This window comes from Xanthomonas sp. WHRI 8932A (assembly GCF_035012785.1).
Classification (GTDB): Bacteria; Pseudomonadota; Gammaproteobacteria; order Xanthomonadales; family Xanthomonadaceae; genus Xanthomonas.
On sequence record NZ_JAYGQQ010000002.1, the window covers coordinates 509,039 to 534,899 of the forward strand.

Sequence of the window (25,861 nt, forward strand, 5' to 3'; positions counted from 1 at the left end):
CGGTGCCCCGTACCGACGTGCACTGCAAGCGCGGCAGCGCCCGCACCGCTGAGCCCCTGCCTTCAGCTGGTGCCTGCGGCCTTCAGTCAGTGCCTGAAACACGCACAAGCACAGGTAATTTCGCTTCGACGTCCTTCTCCCTCCTGCGGACGTTTCGATGTCCTGCCCCCCCCCGTTTGCTTACGCTCCGACATCCTTCCCCCGCCTGCGGGGGAAGGTGCCCGAAGGGCGGATGGGGGTTGCAGACCTCAAAAATCCAACTGCACGCTCAGGCGCGCAGTGCGCGGCGCACCCGGAAACAGATACGCATCGCCCTGGTATTCGCCCGAATCGCGCCAATAGCGTTTGTCGAACACGTTGTCCACGTTCAAACGCCAGGTGGTCGCCAGGCCGCCCAGCGCGGTGGCGTAGCGCGCCCCCAGGTTGGCCACGGTGTATGCCGGCACGCTGGCATTGCCGAGCCGGTCGGCGAACTTGCGCCCGCTGTATTGCACACCGGCCAGCACCGCCAGGCCATCGACGCCGGGCACGCTGTAGTCGGCCTGCACGCTGGCACGCAGCTTGGGCACATTGATCGCCTGATGGCCTTCGTATTCGGCAATGTCGGTCTCTTCTGCGCGCGCGCGGATGGCGGCGACACTGGCGAACAGGCGCAGTTGCTCGGTGGCCGCGCCGTCGGCCGACAGTTCCAGCCCGCGGTTGTGCAACCGGCCTTGTTGCACGAACAACAGACCTCCATCGGCCTGCGGTTGGGTGAATTGATAGGCCTGGCGGATGTCGAACAGCGCCGCGCCCAGGCGCAGGCCATCCAGCTCAAGCTTGGCGCCGGTTTCCAGCTGGTAGGCCTTGGTCGGCGGCAGGATTTCATCGGCGTTGTCGGCAAACCATGGGGCCGTGCCACCGGCGGCAAGACTCTTGGCGTAGCTGGCATACAGCGACACGTTTTGCTGCGGCTTGAACAACAGCGCGGCCTGCGGCAACACCGCATCCTTGCGGGTGCGTCGTTCCAGCAGCCCGTCGCGGTCGAAGGCGCGCTCGTCCAAGCGGACAGCGCGTGCGCCGAGCGACAGTTCCCACAGGGCACCCAGGCCGATGCGGTCGGTCAGCACCAACGCGCGTTGGCGACTATCCAGGCGGCGTTGCTTGGGGTCCAGCGCCACATCGGTCTGTGCGAAAACCTCCGGGTCGCGATCGATGCTGCCGCTGCCGATGAATTCGTTGACCGAGCCAAAGCGGTCGATGGTGCGGCGTAGCCAGTCGCCGCCGATGCTCAGATGATGCTCCAGCGCGCCGGTGACCACGTGGCCTTCGACGGTGGCGCGCAGTTGATCGTGCACGCGGGTGTCGTCGGGGCTGCGGTAGTCGTAAACGTCGTACTCGCCTTGCGCACTGAAGAAGTTGGGCGTGAAGATCTCGGCACAGCTCGCGGCGCCATAGCAGCCCCAGGCGAATGTGGAGAAATCGTTGATCACTGCGCGGCTGCGCGAGGCCTCGACAGTAGCGCGCCAGTCGTCGTTGAACTGATACGCATAGCGCAGCTGCGCGTTGAGCGAATCCATCTCCACCGGCCGCGCCCACGGCTGGTAACCGAGCAGGCGGTGCACATCGATTTCGCGCGGCACCTGCGTGCCATCGAGCAATTGGTAGCCGGGCACCGAGCGCTGTTGCCGATGCTGATACTCCACATCCAGCTGCAACAACGATTGCGCGGTGATCTTCCAGTCACCGGCCAGCGACAGAAAGTTGCGGTAACCATCGGCGTGATCGACATAGCTGTTGATGTCTTCGCGCGCGGCATTCACGCGCAGGCCCAGCGTGCGCTCGGCGCCGAACCAGTCGCCTAAATCGGCGGCGACATAGCGCGAGCCCTGCTCGTCGGTGCCCAGGGTCACGCTGCGCACATGCTCGGGGCGTTTGGTGCGGTAGTCGATCAACCCGGCCGGTTCGTTGATGCCCGACTGCAGCCCGGTCAGGCCCTTGAGAATCTGCACCTGCTGCTTGTTTTCCAGCGCAATCGACTGCTCGCCCACCGCGCTCAGCCCGTTGATGCGATAGCTGTTGGCGGCATTGAGCGAGTAGCCGCGGACCACGAAGTTTTCGTAATAGCCGATCGGTGCATACGCATCGCCGGCGGAGGCATCGGCGCGCAGCACCTCGCTAAGCACGCGCGCCTGGCGATCGAGCAATTGCTGGCGCTCGATCACCGCGATGGAGGCCGGCGCATCGAGCAGGGGCGTTGCGCCGAAGCCGGTCAGCGCCGTGTTGCTATCGCTGCGCTCGCCCAGCACATTGACCGTATCCAGCTGCACGGCGGATTCGCCGGGTTGCTGCTGTTGCGCCAATGCAGGGGCGGCCAGGCTCAGCGCCAGGGCAAGCGTCAGCGGGCGATGGGGACGTGCGGCTAACGACAGACGGGACATGCAAGCAACTCGTAAAGAAGGGAAGAGGAAAGACACGGTGTTGCCGCTCATCGCAGCAGGGCTGCGCGCGCATGCAGATGCGCCAGCAGCGCTTGACCATCGGTGCTGGCAAACCAGTCCGCATGACCCAGCAGATAGCGGTGATAGGCGATGTCCACGTTGTCGGGCGAACGCGTGATGCCGGCGAAGTACTCGATCTCGCTCAAGGCGAAATCGGCATGCACGATCGGCAACAGGGCGGCCAGGCAGCGCAGTTGTGTGGCGCTGATTGGGCGATACAGCGCATAGCCATCCAGTAAGGCATCAAGTTGTTGCAGGTCCGCCTGCGCACGCGCGCCGGTATCCAGCTGCAGCCACGGGATCAGGTTGCGTTCGATGGCGGTGGCCAGATCGAACAAGGCGCTGCTGCGATCGCTCAATCCGAAATCGAAGATCGCGCTGACGTCGGTGTCGCCGTGATCGGTGTTCCAGAGCAGATTGGACGCATGCCAGTCGCCATGCGTCCACAGCGGCGGCATCGCACCTGGCGCAGACAGCAACGGCCAGGCGCGCGCATGCCAGGGCAGCACGTGGGTGGCCAGATCGTGCTGCCAGGAAAACTCCTTCAACGCTGCGGCCAGATGCGGCCGCGCGGGTAACGCGCGCTGCAGCGCCTGCACCGGGTCTTGCTGTGCAAACAGCCGTAGATTGGCGACCAGCACCGTGGTGGAGCGTGGTGGTGCATCGAAGCCCTGCGCGGCGTGATGCAGTCGCGCGAGCGCAGCCCCTGCGGCCTGCGCGTGCGCAACGTTGTTAAACGGTGTCCACGACAAGGCATCGCGATACAGGTCGCGCCCCGCGCCGACGCGTTGCACCTCGTAGACCCACTGGTCCTGCGCGAGTGCGGTCTGGCCGCCAGCCGCGTACAGCACCTCCACCACCGGCGCGCCGGCCCAGCGCAGATGGGCCATGAAGCTATGTTCTTCGCGCAAGGCAGCGACACTGCGCACGCTGCGGTGATGGCGCTTGACGATCACCGGGCCGGACGCGGTCTGCACGCAGGCGGCGGCGGAGAACGGACGCGCGCTGTGCCAGTGCACGCCGTGGTCAGACCCGAGCCCGGAGAACCGCTGCAGCACGTGGCGGATTTCATCCACGGTCAGTGCCGGCCAGTCGGGCAGCGCCAACTCCAGGCTCATGCCATGGACCTGATGCGTCGCGCTCATGCGCACACCCTCTGCAGACATGTCGAGGAGAGGATGAGTGGTATAGACCAATTGCGCGCAGCCGATTCAACGGGGCCGGTACGCAGGCCGGTAACAACACAGACGGCGCTGCCGGGCCGTCGTTGTCGCGCTGACGCCATCAGGCGGTCGCGCGACATGGAGTGGAAGGGCAGCGCGAAACCGAAAGGTCGCTGGCCGTCATCTCAAGAATCAAGTGTGGGAGTGCCGCAGGCGGCGCCGACCTAGGCCGCGTGGCGGCCGTCGGGCGCGCAGTATGCCCCGTGCCGCCGTCGGCCGCCATGCCGGGCCGTCGCTGCGATGGCGCTGCGTGGTCCCGGCACCGGATAATGGCCGGATGACTCCAGTCCAGATCGCCGCCGTCGTCGTCACCTATCAGAGCAGCAGCACCATCGATGCCTGCCTGTCGCGGCTGCGTGCGGCCGATGGCATCAGCGAGATCCGGGTGGTCGACAACGCGTCCAGCGACGACACCCTGGACGTGGTGCAACGGCATGCGCTGGCCGATGCCCGGGTGCACTTCATCGCCAACCCGGACAACCCCGGCTTTGCTACTGCCTGCAATCAGGGCGCGCGCGACTCGCAGGCGCCCTGGCTGGTCTTCATCAACCCGGATCTGATGGTCGAAGCCGACACCCTGGTGCAGCTGTGCGCGCGCGCCACCGGGCATGCCGCAGTGCTGCTGGGGGTGGAGCAGGTGGACGAGCAGGGCCGGCCGGATGCGGCCGTGCGCCGCCGCGACCCGGACTTTGCCGCGATGCTGCGCGCCCCGCGTGCCGCTGCCCAGCTGGCGGTGCCCGCCAATCCGTCGGTTGCCCTGCAGCCGGTGGATGCGATCTCCGGTGCCTTGATGCTGATGCAGCGCAGCCTGTTCGATCGGCTGGACGGCTGGGACGGCAGGTATCGCCTGCACGCCGAGGACCTGGACCTGTGCCGGCGCGCCCGCCAGGCCGGCGCACTGGTGGCGGTGGCCAACGATCTGCAAGTGGTGCACGTGCGCGGCGTGTCCAGCCGCTCGCGCCCGTTCTTCGTGGAATGGCACAAGCACCGCGGGTTATGGCGCTATTTCCGCAAGTTCGAGGCCGGCCAGCGCGGGCCGTTGACCCAGCTCGGGGTATGGCTGGCGATCTGGACCCATGCAGCTGCCCAGGTGCCGCGATTGTTGCGCCGGAAATAGTGGTCGCTAGTGTTAAATTAGTGATAAATCCGTGATGTGGAACTGTCCGGAACTGTGATACGTTTCGCAGTGAAGTGTGACCTAGCCCGTGCTTCCTGTCCCTAACGGGTCCCCCATCAGGAATCGTACAAATGTCTTTACAGAACGACCCGCGCTCGCGGGTACGTCCGTCGTGCCTTACCTCCGTGCAGTCCAGCCCGGTTGCCAGATCGTCTACCCCGTCCAGTAACGCCCGCCGCACGCCGGTGGCCGCGCTGTCTGCGCTCGCCTTGAGTTGCGCGCTGGCTGCGTTGCCGGGTAGCGCCATTGCCGGTGCCTGGACCCAGCCGCAGGGCGATACGTTAGTGATCGTCAAGGCGCTGCATAGCGATGGCCGTGGCTGGTTCGACGACAGTCACCGCCGCACGACCTTTGGCGATGGCCAGCAATTCGATGGCAACGGCCGCAGTCGCCAGGACCAGCTCAACGTCTATGTCGAGCATGGTGTGACTGACACGCTCAGCGTGATCGGCAATTTCTATTTCACCGACGTCGGTTTCAGCAATTACGGCGGAAGTGGCCGTACGCGCACTAGCACGACCGGCTTTGCCGATCAGGAAATCGGGCTGCGTTATGCCCTGCCGAGTGCTGCTGACGATGTCTGGCGGAGTTCGGTGCAAGCGCTGGTCAGCATCCCGGCTTATGGCCGCAGCAAGACCTACCACCCGAGCAATCCTGGACGCGACCCGGCACTCGGTCTCGGCGATTACGGACTGGAGCTGCGTTACAGCCGTGGCCGTGGTTACACGCTGGGCGGGCGCAACGGCTACGTCGATTTGGGTGGCGCGGTGCGTCTGCGTGGCAGCGCTGCCTCCGATGAAGTGCGAGTGGATGCGTCCACCGGTCTGAGCCTGACCTCGAGCTGGCTGTTGCTGGGCGAACTCAATGTGATCCAGGGGCTGGGCAACGGGCGTAACGACGCGTTTGTCAACGGCGAGACACCTAGCGATTCCGGCTTCGTTGCCACCGGCACCAACTACGACCTCACCAAGCTGCAGCTGTCGACGCTGTACACCGCGCCGGGCGGCAGCCAGTGGCAGCTGGGTTACCAGCAGCCGGTGATGGGCCGCAACACCGGTGCCGCAGGCGGGCCGTTCGTGGCCGCCTGGTGGCGGTTCTAAGGACGCCACGACAATGACGGTCACCTGCGAAATGGAGGCGCTGGGACGGGCGCCAGACATCGGCCGCGAACGCGGTCTGTTGGGTCGTGCGTTGGTGACGGCAGGCGTCATCACCGACGAACAGCTGCGCTCGGCGCTGGCGTTGCAGCAGCGCTGGAACTCGCGCCTGGGCGATGTGATCCTGGCCCAGCGCGGCGTGCCGGCGCAGCGCTTTTACGCCATCGTTGCCGCGCACTTCGGGCTGGAGTTCATCGATCTGGTGCAGCAGCCGCCGGACGCCGAGCTGCTCACCGCCGCCGACCTGGACAGCTATGCGCAGCGTCTGCTGCTGCCGTGGCGTCGCGAGGACGGTGTGCTGGTGTTGGCGGTGGCCGACCCCGACCCGGCGGTGTTTGCCTGGGCGCGCGCGCACTACGGCGAAGACGTGCGCTTTGTCGGCACCGCCAAGTTCGACGTGATCTGGAGCCTGCAGCGCTACGCCGACGAGCAGCTCACCGACAACGCCTTGAACCTGCTCGCCTCGCACGCACCGACCTACTCGGCGCGCCAGGTGGTCACGCGCGGGCAGAAATTCACCTTGTGGGCGATCGCGGCGGTGTTGCTGATCGCGATGGTGCTGTTCCCGGTGCCTGCGCTGATCACCGTCAACGTGCTGGTGGCGCTGGGCTTTTTGGCGACGTTCGGTTTGAAGCTGTTGCTGGTGTGGTTCGGCTCGCGCCACCGCATCGACATCAAGGTCACCGAAGACGAAGTGGCCGCGCTGCGCGACGACGACCTGCCGGTCTATACCGTGCTGGTGCCGATGTACAAGGAACCGGAGGTGTTGCCGATCCTGGCCAACGCGCTGCGCAAGCTGGATTACCCGATCAGCAAGCTCGACGTGAAGCTGGTGCTGGAAGCCGACGACTTCGAGACCATCGACGCGGCCAAGAAACTTGGTCTGGAAGCGTTCTTCGAAATCATCCGGGTGCCGCCGTCGCAGCCCAAGACCAAGCCCAAGGCCTGCAACTACGCGCTGCATTTTGCGCGTGGCGAACTGCTCACCATCTACGACGCCGAAGACAAGCCCGAGCCGGATCAGCTCAAGCGCGTGGTGGCCGCCTTCCGCAAGGCAGAAAAGGATGTGGTGTGCATCCAGGCGCGGCTGAACTACTACAACGCCGACGAAAACTGGCTGACGCGGATGTTCACGCTGGAGTACACGCTCTGGTTCGACTTCTACCTGCCGGCGCTGGAATACCTGCGTATCCCGATTCCGCTGGGCGGCACCTCCAATCACTTCCGTTTGGACGTGTTGCGCCAGGTGCGCGCGTGGGACCCGTACAACGTCACCGAAGACGCCGATTTGGGCGTGCGGCTGATCCAGAACGGCTACCGCGTCAACGTAGTCAATTCCACCACGTTCGAAGAGGCCAACGTCAGCATTCCCAACTGGATCCGGCAGCGCTCGCGCTGGCTCAAGGGCTACATGCAGACCTGGCTGGTGCATATGCGCGACCCGGTGCATCTGTATCGCAGCACCGGGTTCAAGGGGTTCTGGGGCTTTCAGTTTTTTATCGGCGGCAATTTCTTCATCGCACTGGGTGTGCCGGTGATGTGGACGTTGTGCCTGGTCAGTGTGCTGAGCGGCGCGCGCGTGTTCGATGCCATCTTTCCGCCGTGGCTCGCCGCGGTCTCGATGGTCAATCTACTGCTGGCCAATGCGTTCTTCATCTACATCACACTGGTGGCCGCGTTCAAGCGCGACTACTTCAAGTTGGCGCCGTACGCGCTGACGGTGCCGTTTTACTGGGTGCTGCAATCGATCGCCGCCTACAAGGGTCTTTGGCAGCTGATCCACAATCCGTTCTATTGGGAGAAGACCACGCATGGCATCAGCAAGCATTCGGAAAACGAACGCCGCGCCGCACTCGAAGAGTGAGCCGGCAGCGCGTCGCGACAGCGGCTTGCCGGCGTTTCTGGTGGCCGTGGTGGCGCTGTCGCTGCTGAGCCAGCCGTTGTTGGTGCAGTCGATGGGCGGTGTTGCGCCGACCAGCGCGCCCGGCATCGGTGTGCCGGCCAGCGGCCTGCTGGCGTGGGCCGTCGATCTGGCGTTGCATCGTTGGGATCTGCCGTTTCAGGTATGGCCGTTTTTGGCGGTGGCTGCCAACGCCTTGTTCCTGTCGCTGCTGTGGCGCGATCTGGCCGGCGTGTTCGGGCGTGGCTGGGCCAGCGGGCTGACCCTGCTGGTGGGCTGCAACCCGCTGTTCCTGCTGCCGATCGCCGCTGGCGGCAGCCAGGCGGTGGGCCTGCTGGCGTTCTACGGCTTGTGCCGCACGCTGCGCCGCCTGCAGGCGCCGGTGGAAGCCTTCACCTATCTGCGTATCGCCGGGTGGCTGTGCATTTTGCTGTGCCTGGATCTGCAGACATTGGCGTTGTCGACCATGGTCGCGCCGTGGCTGCTGCTGGTGATGCCGCCGCAGATGCTGCGCAAGGCGCCGGGCTCGTTCTACCTGGTGTGCTATCTGCCGTTCGCGTTTCTGGTCGGCATGTGGGCCTACGTCAATCTGACCGTGTTCAATGCGCCGTGGCCGACCCTGTCGAGCATCTCGCAAGGGGCCAGTCCGCTGCCGTTGCCGCTGGCTGCACAGGCCGAAGGCTGGTTGCCGGCGGTGCGTTGGGGTGTGGCGGCGCTGGCCTGCTTCCCGGTATTGGCGTTGGTGATGCGTGCGCGTAATGGTGCGCTTGCGCGTGGTGTGGTGACCAGCGTCGGCACGGTGATCTGCGCGGCCGCGCTGTCGTTTGCGTTCGGCTGGGCGGGCTTCGATGCCTTGTTGTTGCTGTGGGTGCCGGCGGCGCTGTTGCTGCGCGCCTTGCAGGCCGATCAGCGCAGCCAGGCCGCTGGACTATTGCTGCTCGGCCTGATCGGCGCGGCCTGGGTGCAACCGCAGGGTTGGGGCAGCTGGATGCGTGCGGCGCCTGCCGATGCGCAGCCGCTGCTGCAGGGCGAGGCGGTGGTCATGGCCGCACCGGTGGCGCTGCCGGTCGCGGGTGTGGCGACCCCTGCGGCGGCGGACACGCTGACGCCGTTGGTTGAGGCTGATGCCGCGATCAAGACGCACGTGCCCGCGCAGATGAGCGCCGCCGCCACGTCAACCGGCCCTGCAACCGCGACCGCGCTGCAGCCGGGCGTGAGTAACGCAGCGCTGCGTACCGGCACCTGCGTGCCGGGCACGGCAGCGTCGACCACCGAGGTGTCTGGCGCATGTGCAAACGCGTTCTAATCCTCGCAGCGTTGCTTGCCGTGTGCCTGCTGGCCAATGGATGCAATGCGGCCGCGCCGATGTGGATGGGTGCCAACGTCAAGGTCTCGGCCAATGCGCCGTGGGAAAGCGCTGCCGCTGCGCAGTCGCTGGATGCGTTGGCCGGCACCGGTGCGCGCAAGGCGCTGCTGGTGGCCTTCGTCTGGCAGGCGAACCCGCAATCGACCGACCCGGTGCTGGGTAGCGACAGCAGCCTGGAGGCCATGCGCGCTGCGCTGCGTCAGAGTCATCGGTCCGGTCTGCAGCCCACGCTCAAGGTGCATGTCTGGATTCCCGGCCACTGGGCCGGCGAGGTGGCGCCCGCCGACCAGGCGGCCTGGTTTGCCGCATATCAAAAGGCACTGCTGCCGCTGGCGCAGCTGGCCGAAGACGAACACGCCGAAGCGTTGGTGGTCGGCACCGAACTACGCAAGCTGCAGGACGCGCCGCAATGGCCCGAGCTGGTCGCGGCGGTGCGCAAGGTCTATCGCGGCAAACTGTTGTATGTGGCCGATGGGATGGAGCATGCGGAAACCTTCCGTTACTGGTCGCTGTTCGATGCGGTCGGCACCAGCCTGTATCCGCGTCTGTCCGACGCTGCCGGCGCGCGCGCTACCGAGATGAACGCTGCCGCGCAGCGCCTGCAGGACCTGGGGCAGCGCGTGGGCAAGCCGGTGTGGGTGGCCGAGCTGGGCCTGCGCTCGGCACGCGGCAGCCTGGCCGCACCGTGGGAAAGCCCGGAGCAACGCACCGCCGCAGTCGATACCCGCCTGCAACTGCAGGTGCTGCAGCAGTGGCGAAAGGTGTTGCAGGCGCACGGCGTGGACGGCATCGCGCTGTGGTGCTGGTACACCGACCCCGCCGCCGGCGGCCCGGGCGACAGCGACTTCACCGTGCAGGGCAAACCGGCGCAGCAGGTGCTGGCGCGTTGAGGCACTGATGCGCGACCTCGCTCGGCGACAGGCCGGCGCGGCCTTTGTGTGGTCGCCCCAGCTTTAGCAGCTGCTCAGGTTGTGGATCTGCGATCCGCGAGCTGCAGCCTTGTGGATCTGACTGGCGCCGCGGGTGCCTGACACGAAGCGCTGCGCACAAAACGTAGCGAGCAGTCGTCAGGAGGGTGTAGACGGCGCGCTCAGAACCGGCATGTACATGCCGCACCAGCACCAGCACCGGCACCGGCACCGGCACCGCCCGCGCCCGCCTGGCGGTGAGCACCGTCCTTTTCTTAGCTGCTCTAAGTGACCGCAAGCCCCATGCGGCTTCGCAGACGCCCAGGGAAATTCGATAGGGCCTCCGCGCTGGAGCGTGCGCCCTTAACGCAGGGCGGGGAGCCGCGGCCGGCGGTCGGGTCATGCCCAATGCAGGCGCGGCCACTGCCGCTGCGGGCATAATCCGGCAGCATGATCATCCATTCGTTGCTCGACACCGACCTGTACAAATTCACCATGATGCAGGCGGTGCTGCATCAGCACCCGGCCGCGCAGGTCGATTACCGCTTCAAGTGCCGCACGCCCGGCGTGGATCTGGCGCAGTTCATCGATGAGATCTCGCGCGAGATCGATGCCTTATGCCGGCTACGCCTGCGCGAGGACGAGGTGGACTACCTGCGCAGCCTGCGCTTCATCAAGCCGGATTTCGCCGACTTTCTGGCGTTGTTCCATCTGGACCGCAAGTACGTACAGCTGTCGGCGTCGACCACCCACCCAGGTGAGATCGAGCTGACCATCCGCGGCCCGTGGCTGCACACCATTCTGTTTGAAGTGCCGTTGCTGGCGATCATCAACGAGGTGTGGTTCCGCAACACCTCCGAGCCGGATTTTGAAGAGGGCCGCAGCCGCCTGCGCGCCAAGGTGAGCAGCCTGCGCAACATGCCGGCCGGCTGCAAGATCGCCGACTACGGCACCCGTCGCCGCTATTCGCGGCACTGGCATGGCGAGCTGCTGCCGCTGCTGCGCGATGGCCTGGGCGAGCAGTTCGTGGGCACCAGCAACGTGTATTTCGCCAAGCACTACGGGCTGACCCCGCTGGGCACCATGGCGCACGAATACCTGCAGGCGTTCCAGGCGCTGGGGCCGCGGCTACGCGACAGCCAGGTCGCCGCGCTGGACTCGTGGGCGCGCGAATACCGCGGCGATCTGGGCATTGCGCTGTCGGACATCGTGGGGCTGGACGCGTTTTTGCGCGACTTCGATCTGTATTTCTGCAAGCTGTTCGACGGCATGCGGCACGACTCCGGCGACCCGTTCGAATGGGGCGAGCGGGTGATCGCGCACCTGGAAGCCCACCGCATCGATCCCAAGACCAAGGTGCTGGTCTTCAGTGACGGCCTCAACATCGACAAGGTGATGCGCCTGTACGCGCACTTCCATACCCGTTGCCGGCTGGCCTTCGGGGTGGGCACCAGCCTCACCAACGACCTGGGGCCGACGCCGCTGCAGATCGTCATCAAGATGGTCCGCTGCAACGATCAACCGGTGGCCAAGCTCAGCGATTCGCCGGGCAAGAGCATGTGCGAAGACGCCGGCTACCTGCGTTACCTGCGCGACGTATTCGGTCTGCCGCCGATGCCCGAAGGGGCCTGACCAGCGGCGGCAATGACTGACGCAGGCCGGCATGAACTGCCGAAACGGGCGGCCTGCTGTCGGGGAATGCCCGGAAAAGTGAGATGCATCTCTCAATCGCTGGTTGGCAAACGTTAACATTGGCATCACGCTTGCATCACTTTTAGTGCAACCGTCGTATGTGATGTCCCTTTCCTTGCGAAGCCTGTTGAATGCCTGCACTCGACCCCTTGTCGCTGTACCGCACGCGGAGCTGCTCCCGGCAGTGGCTGGGCTTTGTGCGGGCGATGGCCGAGGAGTTTGGCGCCGAGCTGCCCGAGCACGACCTGGCCACCTTGATGGCCCGGATCGGCCGCCGCTTCGCGCGTGAGCACAGGCTGGCGTCCTGCGCCGCGCTGGACGAGGTGCAACAGGCCGCCAATGCGATCTGGGACAGCTGCGACTGGGGCCAGTGCGCAATGGACGAATACCCCGACCACGTGCAGATCCGGCACGGCGGTGCGCCGTTGAGCGTGGCGCTGGACGGGGCTGGCTGGAGCGATGGGTTCCTGCAAGGGGTCTACGAAGGATGGTTCCAGCAATTGGGGATGCTGGCAGGCCTGGCGGTGCAGACCGTGCCGGCCGATTCCGTCGATCTGCGCCTGTTTGTGTTGGCGCGGACGGCATGAGCATGTGCGATCAGGCAAGGGGAGTGTGATGGCACCGAAGAACACCAAGAACACGCCGGGACACGACGACGTATCGGGTCTGTTCGCGCGTTTGGGGACGCAGGCGAGCGAGGGCTATCACGATTTCGCCTACACCCAGCTGCCGCCGCGCAAGCCGGGCGTGGCGCCTGTCGAGGCGCCGGAAGCTGCGCAGACAGCGCCGGTTGCGACGGAGGCTGCGGTCGCGCCGGTACACGTGCCGACAGCGCGTTCGCCCGCAGTGTCGGCGGCAGTGGCACCGCCGGTCGCGCCGCTCGTGGCCCCGTCGCCCGTGATGCAGGCAACGGCGCCTGCCGACCAGACGGTTGGCGTATCGCCCGGCGATGCGCTGGCACCGCTGCGCAAATTGCGGCAACGCGATGAGCCTGGCGCGCGCGGCCTGTCGTCGCTGGAGCGGCCGGCGCAGACGCCGTTGGAACAGCTGTTCCAGCGTTTGCTGCAGGCCGACGCGCGCGCCTCTGCGCACAGCCCGCTCCAGCGCCTGCGCTCGCGTTGAGCGCTCCCTTCCGTGATGCCCGGCAAGCGCGTGATGCGTTTGTCGCCGCGTTGCCGTACGTCTGCCACGTTTCCAGGATTGCCCGATGACCACTGCCAGCCTTCGTTCCGCATCACCGTTGCCCACGCTGGCAACCTGGGCGCTGTGGCTGCTGGGCGCGTTGTTGCTGGTGTTCGTGGTCGCAGTCCCGATGGATGTCACCCAGCAGCTGGTGTTCTCCGGCGTGCTGTTCGCAGTGGCGCTGGCGGTGCGCAACCGTGGTGGGCGTGTGGTCATCCTGATGATGATGGGGATGTCGCTGGCAGTGTCGTGCCGCTACATCTGGTGGCGCATGACCCAGACCATGGGCGTGGGCAGCGCGGTGGATTTCATCCTCGGCCTGGGCCTGCTTGGTGCGGAGCTGTACGCGTTCGTGATCCTGGTGCTGGGCTATTTTCAGGTGCTGTGGCCGCTCAATCGCAAGCCGGTCCCATTGCCCGCCGATCAGAGCCTGTGGCCGAGCGTGGATGTGTTCATTCCCACTTACAACGAGCCGTTGTCGGTGGTGCGCACCACGGTGCTGGCCGCCAGCGTGATCGATTGGCCGGCCGGCAAGATCAACATCTATCTGCTCGATGACGGCCGCCGCGACGAGTTCCGCGAGTTCTGTGCCGAGGTCGGCATCAACTACGTCACCCGCACCAACAACGCGCACGCCAAGGCCGGCAACATCAACGCCGCCTTGAAAAAATGCAGCGGCGAATACGTGGCCATCTTCGATTGCGACCACATCCCGACCCGCTCGTTTCTGCAGGTGGCGATGGGCTGGTTTCTGCGCGACACCAAGCTGGCGCTGGTGCAGATGCCGCACTATTTCTTTTCGCCGGACCCGTTCGAGCGCAACCTCGATACGCATGGCAAGGTGCCCAACGAAGGCGAGCTGTTCTACGGTTTGTTGCAGGATGGCAACGACCAATGGAATGCCACGTTCTTCTGCGGTTCGTGCGCGGTGATCAAGCGCACTGCGTTGGAAGAGGTTGGCGGGGTGGCAGTGGAAACCGTCACCGAAGATGCGCACACCGCGCTCAAGTTGCAGCGTCGCGGCTATCGCACGGCGTATCTGGCGGTGCCGCAGGCGGCGGGACTGGCCACCGAGAGCCTGTCCGGGCACGTGGCGCAGCGTATCCGCTGGGCGCGCGGCATGGCGCAGATCGCACGCATCGACAATCCGTTGCTCGGCCGCGGGCTCAAGCTGTCGCAGCGGCTGTGCTATCTCAACGCGATGCTGCATTTTTTCTACGGCTTGCCGCGCATCATCTATCTCACCGCACCGCTGGCGTATCTGTTCTTCGGCGCGCATGTGATCCAGGCGTCGGCATTGATGATCCTGGCCTACGCGCTGCCGCACATCCTGCAGGCCAATCTGACCAATCTGCGTGTGCAGAGCCGCTTCCGGCATCTGCTGTGGAACGAGGTCTACGAGACCACGCTGGCCTGGTACATCTTCCGCCCGACGCTGGTGGCCTTGCTCAATCCCAAGCTCGGCAAGTTCAACGTCACGCCCAAGGGCGGGCTGGTGGCGCGCGGTTATTTCGATGCGCAGATCGCCAAGCCGTATCTGTTCCTGCTGCTGCTCAACGTGGCCGGCGTGGTCGCCGGCGTGCTGCGGCTGGTCTATGTCGGCGGCAGCGGCGAGCAGCAGACGATCTGGTTCAACCTGGCCTGGACGCTCTACAACATGGTGCTGCTGGGCGCCACGATCGCCACCGCCAGCGAAACCCGCCAGGTGCGTAGCGCGCACCGGGTGCCGCTGGATGTCCCGGTCAATCTGTACCTGCCCGACGGCGGCGTGCTGGCCTGCCGCTCGGTGAATTTTTCCACCGGCGGCATGGCGATCAAGCTCGCGCAACCGCAGCCGATCGAGCCCGGCTCGACGGTGCAGATCGGGCTCAGTCATCGCGGTGTGGAGCAGACCTTGCCGGCCGTGGTGCGTCAGGATCGCGATGGTCAGGTCAGCATCCAGTTCACCGAGATGTCGATGGAACAGGAACGCTGGCTGGTGGCATCGACCTTTGCGCGTGCCGATATCTGGTTGTCGCAATGGGGCCAGCACGATCGCGATTCGTTCTGGTGCTCGATGGGCCAGGTGCTGGCCGCCAGTGCGCGCGGATTCGGGCGCCTGGGTCGGCATATGGTGGACAGCACGCGCCAGGGCTTCCGCCCGGCGCGCGCGGATCTGGAGTCGTGAGCGTGATGCGTGGTGTTTCCCTTTCCCCTGCCAAGAAGCAACTGATGCGAATGTCCCCGGCCGTGTTGACCTGCGCGTTCACGCTTCTGGCCGGTCTGGCACAGGCGCAACAGACCGCACCGACGGCGCCTGCCGCGCAGACAGGCGCCGATGCGCAAAGTGCCAGCGCCGCAGCGGTCGCGCCTACCGCGGCCACACCGCCCGCCGGCAGCGCGCGCGCGGCCACGCTGCGCGATCTGGGCATTGATTACGAAATCACCTTGCGTGGTGTGCAGGGCAGTGCCGGCGTGCCCTTCAGCGTGCGTAGCGACGAGATCGTCACCGCTGCCACGCTCAATCTGAAATACAGCTACTCGCCGTCGCTGCTGCCGGACCTGTCGCACGTCAAGGTCACCATCAACGGCGTGACCGTTGCGAGCTTGCCCACCGACAAGGCCAACGCCGGCAAGTTGCTGTCGGCCGATCTGCCGATCGACCCGCGGCTGATCACCGACTACAACCAGCTCAACCTGCAACTCATCGGGCATTACACCCGTGAGTGCGAAGACCCCGACCACAGCAGCCTGTGGGCGAATGTGGATGCGGCCACCAGCCTGTCGCTGACCACCACGCCGCTGGCGCTGGCCAACAACCTGGCGCTGTTGCCGGTGCCGTTTTTCGATGTGCGCGATACGCGGCGTCTGGAGCTGCCGTTCTATTTCCCGCAGCAGCCGGACATGGCCACGCTGCAGGCGGCCGGCACCGTGGCGTCGTGGTTCGGCACCCTGGCCGGCTATCGCGGCGCGGTATTCCCGGCCTCGACCAGCAGCTTGCCGGCGAGCGGCAACGCGGTGGTGTTCGCCACACCCAACACCTTGCCTGCGCAGTTCGCCACCGCCGACAGCGGCGTGGCCGATATCCGCGGGCCGACGGTTGCCATCGTGGTCAACCCGACCGATCCCAACGGCAAGCTGCTGCTGGTGCTCGGTCGCAACACCGAGGATCTGCAACGCGCGGCCACCGCGCTGGCGTTGCGCGCACCGCTGACCGGTGCGGTGGCGCGGATCGGCGAGATGTCCGCGCCGACGCCGCGTCGGCCGTACGACGCGCCCAAATGGATTTCGAGCGAGCATCCGGTGCGTTTCGGCGATCTGGTCACCCAGCCCGGCGCGCTCAACGTCACCGGCTATCACCCGGACCTGATCCGGGTCGGTCTGCAGCTGCCGCCGGACTTGTTCGTGTGGGAGCGCGACGGCATTCCGGTGGCGCTGAAGTACCGCTATACGCTGCCGGAAGAGGACAACAAGTCCGCGCTCAACGTCAGTATCAACGAGTCGTTCGTGACCACCTTGCCGTTGACTGGCCGCCCATTCGCCGAGTCCACGCCGGTGCGCTGGTGGAACAGCCTGGGCACGCGCGGCAACATGCCGGTGCATCAGGATCTGACACTGCCGGTGGGCGCGTTTTCGGCCAATAGCCAGCTGCGCTTCCACTTCTTTTTCGATCGCCCGCAAGGCGAGGCCTGCAAGAACACCTTCCCGGATGTCTCCGGCGCCATCGATGCCGATTCCACCATCGACCTGAGCGGTTTCGACCACTACATGGCGATGCCGAATCTGGCCGCGTTCGCCAATGCCGGCTATCCGTTCACGCGGCTGGCCGATCTATCCGAATCGGCGATCGTGCTGCCCAATAATCCGGGCGACCAGGATCTGGGCAATGTGCTGACCTTGCTCGGCAGGTTCGGTGCGTCCACCGGCTACCCGGCACTGCATGCGCAGATCATCGCCGCCAGCGCGGTGCAGCAGCACGCCGATCGCGATCTGTTGCTGCTGGGCAGCGCCGAATCGCAACCGCTGTTCAAGCAATGGCGTGCGCAGCTGCCGGTGGGCCAGGACGGGCAGAACCGCCGTATCGGCCTGACCGATTGGCTGTTCGAAAAACTACCCGGCTTCTTGTCCTTCGACGCGCGCCGCACCGATCTGCCGACCACCACCGACATCGCGTTGCAGCCACAGCCGGACGACGTATTGCTGATGGGCTTCGAATCGCCGTTGAAATCCGGCCGCAGTGTGGTCGCGTTTCAGACCGAAGACCCGGCCAACATGAATCGTCTGTTCGATGCCTGGTTCGACCCGGCCTTGCTCAAGGATTTCCAGGGCAGCGTGGTGTTGCTGCAGCAAAAGAAGGTCACCAGCCTGGTCGGCAATCAGACCTACTACGTGGGTCACTTGCCGCTGCCGACCTGGTTGCGCTGGTACTTCTCGCATCACCCGGTGTGGCTGGCCCTGACCGTGGTGCTGCTGGCGCTGCTGCTGGCGCTGGCCGCGCGCGTGCTGCTGCGCCGGCATACCGCCGAGCGCCTCAACGACGGCCACGGCGCATGAACGCGGCCGCGCGCGGCAGTGCCATGACGCGCCGCGGCCTGCTGCGCGCCGGTGCGCTGGCCTCACTGTCCGCGCTGTTGCCGGCCGGCGCGATGGCAGCGCCCGCACAGTGCGGCGCCTGGCCATTGTGGAACGCGTTCGTGTCCAAGCACATCCAGCCCGATGGCCGGGTGGTGGACTTTCTCAACGCCGATCAACGCTCCACCTCCGAAGGCCAGTCGTACGCGCTGTTCTTCGCGCTGGTGGCCAACGACCAGGTGCTATTCGACAAGGTGCTGGGCTGGACCCGGCACAACCTGTGCGGCGGCCGCCCGGATCTGAATCTGCCGGCCTGGTTGTGGGGCCGCGATGGCAGCGGCGAGTGGCGCGTGCTCGATGCCAATACCGCCAGCGATGGCGAGCTGTGGATCGCCTATGCCTTGCTGGAAGCCGGCCGGCTGTGGAACCGCCCCGGTTACGGCAAGGCCGGCCAGCAGATCCTGCAACTGATGCGCACCCAGGAAGTGGCCACGCTGCCCGGGCTGGGGCCGATGTTGTTGCCCGGCCGCAGCGGCTTTGTCGAGCCGGGCCGCTGGACGCTCAATCCCAGTTATCTGCCGATCCAGGTACTGCGGCGCTGCGCCAACGCCGACCCCAAGGGGCCATGGGCGGCGATCGCCGCCAACGCTGCGCGCGTGCTGCACGACAGTGCGCCGGTCGGCTTTGCACCGGATTGGACGGTGTGGGACGGCAAGGCCTTCGGCGCCGATCCTAAACGCGGCAATCTCGGCAGTTACGATGCCATTCGCGTGTATCTGTGGGCCGGCATGCTGGATGCCGGCGAGCCGCTGCGCGCGAAGTTGCTGCAGGATTTGTCCGGCCCGGCCGATCTGCTGGCCGCAGGCACCGCGTTCGCCGAAAAGATCGACACCGCCCGCGGCGTGGGCACCGGCGCCGTGCCGGTGGGGTTTTCCGCCGCGTTGCTGCCTTACCTGAGCGCGCTGCGTCAGCCCACCCTGCTCAAGGCACAGGCGCAGCGGATTCCGCTCGCCGCCACACCGGCCGCCGCCGCGCTGCCGTACTTCGAACGCACGCTGGCCCTGTTTGGACAGGGCTGGCTTGAGAACCGCTACCGCTTTGCCGCAGACGGGCGCCTGCTGCCCGCCTGGAGAACGCCTGCATGCTCCGCAAAAACCTGACCCCGCTCTACCTCGCCGGCATGATCGACCTGTGCCTGCTCGTCTCACCGGTGCACGCGCAGACCAGCGCGACCCAGCAACTGGTCGGGCAGGGCAACTACTGGCACGACCAGGGACGCGACGATCTGGCCGCCGACACCTGGAAAAAGCTGCTCGGCATCGATCCGGACCAGCCAGACGCCTTGCTCGGCCTGGCGCAGATCGATCTGGCGCAGGGCCGTCAGTCGGAGGCGCGCAAGCGTCTGCAGCAGCTCGAAGCCGCGCATCCGCAATCGCCACAGGCGCAGCGCCTGCGCGTGGCGATCGGTGCGCGCGGTAGCGCCACTGCCGGCGAAGACCCCAATCTGCGCAACGCACGCCGCGCCGCCGCGGCCGGGCGCTATGTGGAAGCTGCGCGCAGCTACGAGGCCGTGTTCGCCGGCAAGGCGCCGCCGCCGACGCTTGCGCTGGAGTACTACCAATCGCTGGCCGGCACGCCGACCGGTTGGGAGCGTGCGCGCGATGGTCTGCGCACGCTGCAGGCCAGCGACCCGGCCAACCCGTCCGTGCAGATGGCGCTGGCCCAGGTATTGAGTTATCGCGAACCCACCCGTCGCGAAGGCATCGCGCAATTGCGCACGCTTGCCCAACGCGCCGATGTGGGCGGCCCGGCGCGCACCAGCTGGCGCCAGGCGCTGCTGTGGCTCAACGCCAGCACCGCCGATGCACCGCTGTATCAGGCATTTCTGGCCGGCAGCCCGGCCGATGCGGAAGTGACCGCCAAACTCGGTCAATTGCGCGAACAACGCACGGCGGCTGCCGCTGCGCCCGCCGATCCCAACGGCATCGCGCTGGCCGAGGGCTTTCGCGCGCTCAACGCCGGCAATCTGAGCGCCGCCGAACAACGCTTCACCCAGGTGCTACGCGCCCGTGCGCGCGACCCGGAAGCATTGGGTGGCCTGGGTTCGGTGCGGCTGCGTCAGCAACGCTTTGCCGAAGCGCAGGAACTGCTGCGCCCGGCCGCGGCCAGCAATGGCAAATGGAAAGGTGCGCTGGACAGCGCGCGCTACTGGCAACAGCTGCAGCAGGCCGAGGCCGCACGCGCACGCGGTGACATCGCGCAGGCACGTCAGCTGGTGGAGCAGTCGGTGCAGTTGCTGCCCAACGAGCCGGCCGGCCATGTCGCGCTGGGCGGTCTGCAAAGCGCCAGCGACCCGGTTGCGGCCGAAGCCAGTTATCGCAAGGCGCTGTCGCGCGATGCCGATAATGCCGGCGCCTTGCAGGGCCTGGTCGGGCTGTACAGCCGCCAGGGGCGCATGTCCGAAGCCAGCGAATTGTTCAATCGCCTGCCGGCCGCCGAGCGCGCCAAATCCGGTGGCGAAGCCTTGTTGCGTTCCAATGTGCAGCGCGCCCGCGCGCGGCAATCGCTGGAGGCCGGCGATACGGTCAGCGCGCAGGCCGAGCTGGAAGCGGCCATGGTCGAACGCCCCGGCGATGCCTGGATTCGCCTGGATCTGGCCCGCCTGTACCAACAGGCCGGCCGCCCCGATCAGGCGCGCAGCGTCATGGATGGCCTGCTTGCCGTGCACGGCGACCAACCCGAAGCGCTGCACGCCAACGCCTTGCTCGCACAGGAAAGCGGCGATTGGCAGGGCGCGTACGACAGTCTGGATCGCATTCCTGCCGCAGCGCGCACGCCGGAGATGACCCAACTGCGCACCACTGCCTGGATCGAACTGCAGGCGCGTCAGGCGCGGCTGCTGGTGGAGCAGGGCAGGGTGGGCGAGGCGCAGCAGTTGCTCGCACGTACCGAAACCGCGCTGGGCAACCAGCTCGACGATCCGCAATTGCTGGCCGCCCTGGCCGGCGCGCATGCCGACGCCGGCAATGCCTCGCGCGCGCTGGTGCTGGCGCAGCGGCTGGTCACCGGCGCCAATCCGCGCACCGAAGACCGCCTGCAATATGCCGGCGTGCTGCTGCGTGCGCGTCAGGACGCCGAGTTGTCGGCGGTGCTGCGCCAGCTGCAGTCCACCACCATGACGCCGGAACAATTGCGTCGCTATCAAAACTTGCGCAGCGCCTACACGCTGCGCCAGGTGGATGCCTTGCGCGAGCTCGGCAATCTGGAAGGCGCCTACGACGCGTTGTCGCCGATCCTGGCCCAGCAACCGGACAACCGCGACGCTCAGGCGGCATTGGCACGGCTGTATGCCGCCGCCGGCGATCAGCGCCAGGCGCTGGCGATCTATCAGCAGATCCTGCAGCGCCACCCCAACGATCTGGACACGCTCACCGCTGCCGCCAACAGCGCCGCCGCGCAGTCGGATCTGCGCAACGCCGAGACTTATCTGCAGCGCGCGCTGGCGCAGGCGCCGGAATCGCCGGACGTGCTCGCCGCCGCCGGCCGCGTGTATCGCAGCGCCGGCAAGAACCGCAAGGCCGAGCAGTATTTCCGCGCATCGCTGGCCGCGCAGCAGCGCCAGGCCGGTCAGCTCGACAACGGCCTGCCGGGCGCACGTGGCCCGGCGGCAGTCGCCTCGGCCGGCCGTCCGCTCAATCCGTTCTCTGGCATGACCGGCGCCATGCCGCGCTCGCCGGCAGTGCTGTCCGAGCGCATGCCGGCGGGTAACGCGTTTGCCGATGTCGCACTGGAGCCGCCGGCCGCCACCCAACCGGCAACTGCACGCTTCGCCACCGCCGCAGCCGTCGATGCCTACGCCGGCAACACGGTCGATACGCTGCCGCAGCCGGTGAGCGCCAGCGCCGCACCCTCGTTCTTGCCGGCGCCCAACAGCCGCAGCCGCCTGCCCACGCGCAGCGCTACCGCGTTCGTGCCGGACAACACGGCTCCTTCGCGCAGCGTTGCCGCGCAAGAAACGCGTGCGCCCAGCAGCGGCAACGGCGTGCTCGACGAGTTACGCGCCGTGCAATCGGAAAACAGCGACAACCTCGCCGGTGGCGCGCTGTATCGTTCGCGCGATGGCGAGGACGGCCTTGGCCGACTGGACGACATCGAAATGCCGGTGCAGGCCGACTTTGCGGTGGGCGAAGGCAAGCTCGGCGTCACGCTGACGCCCACCGTGGTGGATGCCGGCACGCTGACCACCGATTACGCCACTGCCAGCCGTTTCGGCGCCGGCCCGCAGACGGCAGTCAACGATGCGCTTGCCGCCGACCGCAGCCCGATCGACACGCTGACCAACTCGTCGGTGTATCAGTTGCTCGCCACCCAGGGCGATAACGTCGCCACACGCGAACGCCTGCGCCGTTACGCCTTGAATACCGGCTTGTTCGGCGAACTGCTGACCGAAAATAACAACAGCACGCCGGCGGCATTGGCCGCGTTGGTCAACGAGCCGCTGCCGGCATATCTGCTCAGTGTCAACGCGTCCAGCACGCCGATTGCGCAGCTGGCGCGCGACATCCTCAGCAATACCGCAATCAGCGAACAGCTGGCCGCCGGCGACGGTGCCGCGTTGCAGGCATTGGCCAGCAGCACCGCTGCCGCGCGGCAGACGCCCACTTCGCTGGCCGCCACGCTCAACAGCATGGCCGCCACCGGCAATGGTGCGCGCCGGCTCAGCCAGGACGACACCGGCGTGGGTATCGGCGTGCGCTATCGCAATGGCGGTTTCAGCGCCGATGTGGGCAGCACGCCGATCGGGTTCCAGGAGCAGAACGTCGTCGGTGGCGTCGGCTATCGCGGCGAGATCGGCGACACGGTGAGCTGGTCGGCCGATGCCTCGCGGCGCGCGGTCACCGACAGCGTGCTGTCGTTCGCCGGTGCGCAGGATGCACGCAGCGGCCGCGAATGGGGCGGCGTCACCAGCAACGGCTTTGTGCTCTCTGCCACCGCCGACAACGGCCTGCTCGGTGGGTATGCCAACCTTGCCGCGCACCGCTTGATCGGTAACAACGTGGCCGACAACGACCACCGCCAGGCCGACCTGGGCTTCTACGTACATGCGTTGGAAACCCAGCATCAGTCGCTGACCGCCGGCGTCAATCTGACCGCCATGCAGTACGACAAGAACCTCAGTGGATTTACGTACGGCCACGGCGGGTACTTCAGCCCGCAGGAATATGTGGACCTCGGTTTCCCGGTGCATTGGAGCGGGCGCAGCGCCGGGCAGAGCGTCAACTGGAAGGTCGATGCCAGCGTCGGCGTGCAGCATTTCAAGACCGACCCCACGCCGTATTTCCCCACCGACCCGACGCTGCAGCAGGCCGCCTACGACGCCGCATCGCTGGCGGCGCTGCTCGGCCTGGTCGACCGCTACACCGACCCGGTGTATGCGGGCGAAAGCCGCACCGGCGTGTCGTACAACCTCAGTGGCGCAGCCGAATGGCAGGTGGCGCCGCAATTGTTCCTGGGCGGGCGCATGACCTTCAACAATGCACGCGACTACAACCAGTTCAGCAGCAATCTCTATCTGCGCTTTGTGATGGATCGCCTGGGCGCCGCGTTGGGGCGCGCACCGCAGGTGCTGACCTCGCCGTATGCCGCAGATCGGTGAGGCACGGCAACGCGTGGTGTGAGCGAAGGAAGGGCTGAACAACGCGCGGCATGAGGGGGGAACCTGGGATGTCGCTCACACGCGGCGGCCTCCACTGCTGAACATCTAGCAGTTGTGCGTAGTGAACATTGCCAGCGGTGTTGATCGAAAACACGCGGACGCGTTGTGCAGCGCCTCCCTAACGAGGCCAGCGTGTGTAGCCGTTGCGCAGACGCAGTGCATCGTTCTGCGCTACATCGAGGTGCGATGGCGCGGATTGCATCGACGCACATTGCTGCATGCAGTACACAGTTGATGCGGTTGTAGCCGTTGCGCAGACGCAGTGCATCGCTCTGCGCCTTGTCGATGTGCGATGGCGCGCATTGCATCGACGCACAGGGCTGCATCCAGTACACAGCTGATTACGCATAAACGAACGGCGCCTCGCGGCGCCGTTCGCATCACATCTGACCGTCTACGCCTGGGTTACGGGCGTACTTTGGTCGCGCAGATAAACGTGGCGGCCTGCTGCAGACGACTGATCGCACCCTGGTCTTCCAGTTCGCGGATGTGATCGTTCATGCAGGTCAGATAACCGAAGCGGTTACCGGCATTCTGCGTCTTGCACAGGCTGCTCTCGGCGGTCAGGTTCGCACCGACGATCAGACCGCCGGTTTCCACCGTCGGCACCAGCGTGCTGCAGTTGCCCAGCCGGGTCAGGCCACGGTTCAAGGTCCAACCGATATCGGCAAACATCGCCGGGGTCAGGTCGATGTTCAGATGCGCCTGCACTTCCGGCGTATCGAACGGTTCCATCAACGCGTTGGGCTGCAGGTCGGTATCGAAGTGCGAGAACGTCGAACCACCGGCCACCACGCTGGGTGCATACAACCGCGTGCGGCCTGCGCTGTCGGTGCCTTGCAGCAGCTCGGGATCTTCGTAAAGCGCCGCCACCACGCCGGTGCTGCTCTTCAACCGTGCGCCATCGGCCTGCGACACCATGATCGCCGGGATGGTGATGTCGGTGATCGGCGGCGCCGCATTGCCCATGGTCTGCACGCCGCCGGCGTTGTTGGCCACGATCACGCCCACCGCACCGTTGAGCTGTGCGTTCTTGACCTTGATGGCGAAGGCGCAGGTGCCGCGGTCGATCAGCGCCACCTTGCCGGCCACCTCGGCCGCGTTGACGAACGGGGTTTCGCAGCCGTCGGTGGCCGATGCGGCGGCAACGCCGTCATTGATGGTCACCACTGCGCGCGCCGGGAAGTTACCGGCGCTGGCCAGCGGCCCGAAGCTGGCAAAGCCCACTTCGAACTTGCCGGCCGCAGTGGCCGGCGCGCTGACCTGCAGCAGCGTGCGCGGGTCCAGGATCAACGCCGCCTCGCGGTTGACGCGGGTGCCGGCCCACACCGTGCGACCAGGCGTGCGCATCGCCTCGGCGCGCAAGGCGTTGGTCATGGTCGGGTCGTCGAAACGCTTGTTCTGCACGTTATCGAAGGCCTGCGAGGTGTAGACGTCGGTCAGGCCGCTGCCCGAACCGAGCACGCCGGTGGTCTTGTTGAGGAAGCCGGCAGCGCCCAACCCGTGGCCGATCTCGTGCATCACCACGTTGAGGAAGTTGATCTGGCCTGCCGGAGTCTTGCCGTCCAGGCCCAGATACCAGCCCGAACCGGCCAGGCAGTCGTCCTTGCCCAGATCGCCGTTGAACTGCGAAAACACGTCGGCCGGATCGGCCGGATCGGGCACCAGGTCCTGCCCGGCGATCGCATCGCCCAGCGCGGACGGATACAGCGTATTGGCCTTGGCGCCGGGGAAGTCGTTGACGATCCAGTTCGGGCCGGCCTGGCCCAACGTGCCGCCGGTGGCGGTGCAGGTCAGCCGTGCGAACGAGGCATACACCTTGATTTCGACGTTGCTCTGCAGCACCGCGCCCCACAGATCCATGGCGTATTGGTAGGCGATGCGACGCTGTTCGCCGACCGACCGCCCGGGATTGCCGCCCAACGGTGCCGCGGTGGTGGGGTCGTTCAACCCGACCACGGTGCCGGCATCGCCATTGATCAGCGTGACGTTGGCAGCGGATGCATGCAGCGGCGCCAACGCCGCGCCCACGGCCAGGGATAACAGCAACAAGGGCTTATTCATGCGGCAGCGCTCCGTGCTCGGCGTGGGCGGGTTGGGTGTCTGCATCGTCGCTGTGCTCGATCACGATGCGGCCATCGGCCTGGCGGGTCGCGGTCAGCGAGCTCATTTGCGTGGCCGGCAACTTGCGCACCACGGTGCCGTTGGGCAGGCGACGCTCGGTGGCGCGTGCGGCCGCCTCGGTCTGCGGCACGGTCGTGCGGGTCACCCCACTGCGGGCGGCGGAGCCGGCCTGCTGGTCCAGCGCCGCACTCTCGGCGTCGGTCAGCGGACGCAGCTTGCCGGTGACGGGATCGATGCCGACCTTGGAACTGGCGGCGACGTCCTGCGCCCCCGCAACAGCGGGCAGGCAGGCAACACACAGCACACCGGACAGCATCCATCCGGGCTTGCGAAAGCTCATCATCGTTGGGATTTCCTTAAGTCCAACCGCAGAAAGAACGCCGTG

Annotated in this window: 16 protein-coding genes and 1 other RNA gene; 12 read left to right on the plus strand and 5 right to left on the minus strand. The window is 66.4% G+C overall.

What is annotated here, in order from left to right; all coding sequences use genetic code 11:
- Positions 1–248: 248 nt before the first annotated feature.
- Both VC212_RS04970 and VC212_RS04975 read right to left on the minus strand, forming a co-directional pair.
- Positions 249–2,420 (minus strand): TonB-dependent receptor, encoded by a 2,172-nt coding sequence (locus VC212_RS04970; protein ID WP_323514304.1) that lies wholly within the window; start codon positions 2,418–2,420, stop codon positions 249–251.
- A 47-nt stretch (positions 2,421–2,467) separates the two neighbouring features.
- On the minus strand, positions 2,468–3,625 hold the full coding sequence (locus tag VC212_RS04975; protein ID WP_323514303.1) for an aminoglycoside phosphotransferase family protein: 1,158 nt from the start codon (positions 3,623–3,625) through the stop codon (positions 2,468–2,470).
- Between the two features lie 355 nt (positions 3,626–3,980).
- On the opposite strand from VC212_RS04975, the gene VC212_RS04980 reads away from it, so the two are divergent.
- The 5 genes from VC212_RS04980 (at position 3,981) to VC212_RS05000 (ending at position 10,193) form a co-directional block, all read left to right on the plus strand.
- Positions 3,981–4,820: a glycosyltransferase family 2 protein gene (locus VC212_RS04980; RefSeq protein WP_115512548.1), complete on the plus strand. Its 840-nt coding sequence runs from the start codon at positions 3,981–3,983 to the stop codon at positions 4,818–4,820.
- Positions 4,821–4,951: 131 nt separating this feature from the next.
- Positions 4,952–5,980 (plus strand): hypothetical protein, encoded by a 1,029-nt coding sequence (locus VC212_RS04985; RefSeq protein ID WP_323514302.1) that lies wholly within the window; start codon positions 4,952–4,954, stop codon positions 5,978–5,980.
- Between the two features lie 13 nt (positions 5,981–5,993).
- Positions 5,994–7,901 carry a glycosyltransferase family 2 protein gene (locus VC212_RS04990; RefSeq protein WP_311239514.1) on the plus strand — a complete coding sequence of 636 codons (1,908 nt, stop codon included), beginning with the start codon at positions 5,994–5,996 and terminating at the stop codon, positions 7,899–7,901.
- Between the two features lie 46 nt (positions 7,902–7,947).
- The gene (locus VC212_RS04995) at positions 7,948–9,243 is read left to right on the plus strand and encodes a hypothetical protein (RefSeq protein WP_323514562.1); all 1,296 of its coding nucleotides are present in this window, start codon (positions 7,948–7,950) and stop codon (positions 9,241–9,243) included.
- On the plus strand, positions 9,225–10,193 hold the full coding sequence (locus VC212_RS05000; RefSeq protein ID WP_323514301.1) for a glycosidase-like protein: 969 nt from the start codon (positions 9,225–9,227) through the stop codon (positions 10,191–10,193). Before VC212_RS04995 ends, VC212_RS05000 begins: the two co-directional genes overlap by 19 nt.
- A 151-nt stretch (positions 10,194–10,344) precedes the next feature.
- On the opposite strand, the gene VC212_RS05005 is transcribed toward VC212_RS05000, so the two are convergent.
- Positions 10,345–10,421, minus strand: a non-coding RNA gene (locus tag VC212_RS05005) — sX9 sRNA.
- A gap of 240 nt (positions 10,422–10,661) precedes the next feature.
- On the opposite strand from VC212_RS05005, the gene pncB reads away from it, so the two are divergent.
- The 7 genes from pncB (at position 10,662) to VC212_RS05040 (ending at position 23,292) form a co-directional block, all read left to right on the plus strand.
- The gene (gene pncB, locus VC212_RS05010; RefSeq protein WP_323514300.1) at positions 10,662–11,843 is read left to right on the plus strand and encodes a nicotinate phosphoribosyltransferase; all 1,182 of its coding nucleotides are present in this window, start codon (positions 10,662–10,664) and stop codon (positions 11,841–11,843) included.
- A gap of 191 nt (positions 11,844–12,034) precedes the next feature.
- Entirely contained in the window at positions 12,035–12,490 is a 456-nt protein-coding gene (locus VC212_RS05015) for a hypothetical protein (protein ID WP_115527079.1), read from the plus strand.
- 28 nt (positions 12,491–12,518) lie between these two features.
- A complete protein-coding gene (locus VC212_RS05020; RefSeq protein ID WP_115561286.1) occupies positions 12,519–13,025 on the plus strand; it encodes a hypothetical protein in 507 nt (168 codons plus the stop codon).
- An 85-nt stretch (positions 13,026–13,110) separates the two neighbouring features.
- A complete protein-coding gene (gene bcsA, locus VC212_RS05025) occupies positions 13,111–15,252 on the plus strand; it encodes a UDP-forming cellulose synthase catalytic subunit (protein ID WP_323514299.1) in 2,142 nt (713 codons plus the stop codon).
- Positions 15,253–15,296: 44 nt separating this feature from the next.
- Complete coding sequence (gene bcsB, locus VC212_RS05030) at positions 15,297–17,618, plus strand: cellulose biosynthesis cyclic di-GMP-binding regulatory protein BcsB (RefSeq protein WP_323514298.1); 2,322 nt, start codon at positions 15,297–15,299, stop codon at positions 17,616–17,618.
- Positions 17,615–18,796 (plus strand): cellulose synthase complex periplasmic endoglucanase BcsZ, encoded by a 1,182-nt coding sequence (gene bcsZ, locus VC212_RS05035; protein WP_323514297.1) that lies wholly within the window; start codon positions 17,615–17,617, stop codon positions 18,794–18,796. The genes bcsB and bcsZ overlap by 4 nt, the downstream gene beginning before the upstream one ends.
- Positions 18,778–23,292 (plus strand): cellulose synthase subunit BcsC-related outer membrane protein, encoded by a 4,515-nt coding sequence (locus tag VC212_RS05040; protein WP_323514296.1) that lies wholly within the window; start codon positions 18,778–18,780, stop codon positions 23,290–23,292. The genes bcsZ and VC212_RS05040 overlap by 19 nt, the downstream gene beginning before the upstream one ends.
- A gap of 465 nt (positions 23,293–23,757) precedes the next feature.
- Here the strand turns inward: VC212_RS05040 and VC212_RS05045 are convergent, their stop codons facing one another.
- Positions 23,758–25,416 carry a PA domain-containing protein gene (locus VC212_RS05045; protein ID WP_115527084.1) on the minus strand — a complete coding sequence of 553 codons (1,659 nt, stop codon included), beginning with the start codon at positions 25,414–25,416 and terminating at the stop codon, positions 23,758–23,760.
- Positions 25,409–25,819 carry a hypothetical protein gene (locus tag VC212_RS05050; protein WP_323514295.1) on the minus strand — a complete coding sequence of 137 codons (411 nt, stop codon included), beginning with the start codon at positions 25,817–25,819 and terminating at the stop codon, positions 25,409–25,411. Before VC212_RS05050 ends, VC212_RS05045 begins: the two co-directional genes overlap by 8 nt.
- Between the last annotated feature and the right edge of the window lie 42 nt (positions 25,820–25,861).

Bases quoted from the DNA above. Each gene is read 5' to 3' on its own strand.
- VC212_RS04970 (WP_323514304.1), bottom strand. From the start codon at position 2,420: ATGTCCCGTCTGTCGTTAGCCGCACGTCCCCATCGCCCGCTGACGCTT.
- VC212_RS04975 (WP_323514303.1), bottom strand. From the start codon at position 3,625: ATGAGCGCGACGCATCAGGTCCATGGCATGAGCCTGGAGTTGGCGCTG.
- VC212_RS04980 (WP_115512548.1), top strand. From the start codon at position 3,981: ATGACTCCAGTCCAGATCGCCGCCGTCGTCGTCACCTATCAGAGCAGC.
- VC212_RS04985 (WP_323514302.1), top strand. From the start codon at position 4,952: ATGTCTTTACAGAACGACCCGCGCTCGCGGGTACGTCCGTCGTGCCTT.
- VC212_RS04990 (WP_311239514.1), top strand. From the start codon at position 5,994: ATGACGGTCACCTGCGAAATGGAGGCGCTGGGACGGGCGCCAGACATC.
- VC212_RS05000 (WP_323514301.1), top strand. From the start codon at position 9,225: ATGTGCAAACGCGTTCTAATCCTCGCAGCGTTGCTTGCCGTGTGCCTG.
- pncB (WP_323514300.1), top strand. From the start codon at position 10,662: ATGATCATCCATTCGTTGCTCGACACCGACCTGTACAAATTCACCATG.
- VC212_RS05015 (WP_115527079.1), top strand. From the start codon at position 12,035: ATGCCTGCACTCGACCCCTTGTCGCTGTACCGCACGCGGAGCTGCTCC.
- VC212_RS05020 (WP_115561286.1), top strand. From the start codon at position 12,519: ATGGCACCGAAGAACACCAAGAACACGCCGGGACACGACGACGTATCG.
- bcsA (WP_323514299.1), top strand. From the start codon at position 13,111: ATGACCACTGCCAGCCTTCGTTCCGCATCACCGTTGCCCACGCTGGCA.
- bcsB (WP_323514298.1), top strand. From the start codon at position 15,297: ATGCGAATGTCCCCGGCCGTGTTGACCTGCGCGTTCACGCTTCTGGCC.
- bcsZ (WP_323514297.1), top strand. From the start codon at position 17,615: ATGAACGCGGCCGCGCGCGGCAGTGCCATGACGCGCCGCGGCCTGCTG.
- VC212_RS05040 (WP_323514296.1), top strand. From the start codon at position 18,778: ATGCTCCGCAAAAACCTGACCCCGCTCTACCTCGCCGGCATGATCGAC.
- VC212_RS05045 (WP_115527084.1), bottom strand. From the start codon at position 25,416: ATGAATAAGCCCTTGTTGCTGTTATCCCTGGCCGTGGGCGCGGCGTTG.
- VC212_RS05050 (WP_323514295.1), bottom strand. From the start codon at position 25,819: ATGATGAGCTTTCGCAAGCCCGGATGGATGCTGTCCGGTGTGCTGTGT.